This window comes from Pseudoduganella namucuonensis (assembly GCF_900116645.1).
GTDB classification, from domain to species: Bacteria; Pseudomonadota; Gammaproteobacteria; order Burkholderiales; family Burkholderiaceae_D; genus Rugamonas; species Rugamonas namucuonensis.
Map to the genome: position 1 here is coordinate 1 of NZ_FPBO01000100.1, position 1,980 is coordinate 1,980.

Sequence of the window (1,980 nt, forward strand, 5' to 3'; positions counted from 1 at the left end):
CGGATGAATGGCGCCGCCAGCGCGTGCGCGCCCGAGTTCAGCTGCATGCCGTCGTAGTAGCAACTTTGCACGCGCAGAGCGCCCCACTTCGCGGAGACGCTCACGCCCGTCGTCGGGGCGACGCGTATGCCGCCCTCGCTGGTCGTGCTGTTGCCGCAGCCCGAAATCCACGCCCCGGGTGACTCCAGGGTCGCGAGGCCATTGCTTTCGATATTGATGCCCCAGCCGGTGCACATGTCGATGGTCAGCTCGGACGAGAGGAACACCTCGCGGTTGTAGACTCCCGCCTGTAGCGTGTCATCGCAGTACAGCCCGCGATAGCACTCGCTGATGTCCATGCGCCCCAGGTATACGCCGCCCGTCGCGCCGCCCAGGTGGACGGCCTTGCCGCCCGCCTTGAAGATGCGCAGGCCGCCCAGGATGCTCAGTTCGGCGCCGAACGACTGGTCCGCGTTGCCGCGCGCCTTGATGCCGTCGTTTTCCACAACGATTTCGCCGCCAGACACCACGACCTGGCTGAAGCGGTCGAAGTAGTAGCCGTTCCACAGCTTATGGGTGCTGCCGGCGGCCACGTAGTCATCAATGTTGCCCGCGCCGATGTTCACGAATCGGCTGTCCGTCGTCTTGCGGCAGTTGAACACATAGCCCGCCGTCTTCGTGACCGAGGCCCACACGCGGAAGTTCGAAAAATCCACGCCCGATATCTCGGCCACGCCATCGCCAATCAGGAAGATGTCCGCCGTGGCGCTTGACGACTTGATGACGGTCCTTCGCCCGCCACCCATCAACACGGCGTTGTTCAGCGTGACGCTGATCGGCGACGCCAACAGATATGTTCCGTCGCGCGCCATGACGATCCGCCCGCTATCGAAAGCGGCCTGGAACGCTGGCGCATCGTCGGCCACGCCATCGCCCACGGCGCCGCCGGCATAGGCTTCGTTGCGCACGTCCGCGATACCCCGATACAGCAGGTCAAGCCCCTGCTCCAGGGTGACGGGCGTGCCGTCGTTGGCGTAGCCGATACCGGCCGTGCCGGTCGATGCGGCGAGGATTGCCTTGATGGCGGCCAGCGCGCCGGTTGAGAACATTCCGCTCATGTTATTTCATTCCCAATGTGACCAGCGTTGAGCCGGCGGTGTCCGAGATGGCGTACCAGTGCGCGCCCGCGCCGTCCTCTTCAAAATAAATATCGCCCGGGCCCAGGATGATCGGGCTATCCATCGTGACGCCCGAGGCGCCCAGCGCGATCTGCGCCACGGCGTTCGTGTTGCGGAACCAGATGCGCTTCAGGGTCGCATCGTTGGACGCCGATACCGCCGCGACGCCCACGGCCACCGACACCTCGGCGCCGATCACGGACAGCGCTTGGCGCTGCACCGGGACCGCGTTCGCGTTGTCATTGTTGATGCCGACATCGGTCGCCGTCATCGTGGCGCCCATCACGTCCACCGGCACAGGGTTCAGCGCGGTGTTCGTGATGCCGACGTTGCCCGTCACCTCGACTTGCACGCCGTCCACATAGCCCAGGTCCACCTCGTTCATGGTCAGGAACACACGCAGCACGCAATCGACCGGCGAGGTGAAAATCACTCCGGTGTAGCCCGCGACGTACTTGAAGCCGCCGCGCCGGCCCGGGATGACCCGCTGCTCGGCATCGTTGACGACAAGCGTCACGTCCACCCCTGGCGACACGCCAATGGAGTCGATCAACAGCACGCGGCCGATGGCGGTCTGAGGGTATGGCTTGTTCGCCTTCAGGTTGAGGATGTAGTAGGCCATGGGCTACCTCATTGCGCGCATGGCGACGAGGCCGGCGATGAGCAGGCTCACGCCCACCAGCACCTTTTGCTCGCCCGCCTTGCTGTTCGTGTAGGCGTCCGCCAGTGTGGCGGACGTGTTCTTGTAGGCCTCGGCCACCTTGCCGCCGGCATCGCCGTAGGCATCCATGGCCGATTCCATCGCGCTCTTGACGATGGCGTC

2 protein-coding genes and 1 pseudogene are annotated in these 1,980 nt (G+C 64.9%); all 3 read right to left on the bottom strand.

The genetic code is table 11. From position 1 onward, the window contains the following. Positions 1-1,097, bottom strand: a pseudogene (locus BM436_RS35865) (glycoside hydrolase family 55 protein); the annotation flags it as partial. A 1-nt stretch (position 1,098) separates the two neighbouring features. Then, a complete protein-coding gene (locus tag BM436_RS35870) occupies positions 1,099-1,779 on the bottom strand; it encodes a hypothetical protein (RefSeq protein ID WP_093561686.1) in 681 nt (226 codons plus the stop codon). Positions 1,780-1,782: 3 nt separating this feature from the next. Then, on the bottom strand, positions 1,783-1,980 hold a 198-nt coding region (locus tag BM436_RS37475), incomplete at its 5' end, for a hypothetical protein (protein ID WP_218165009.1).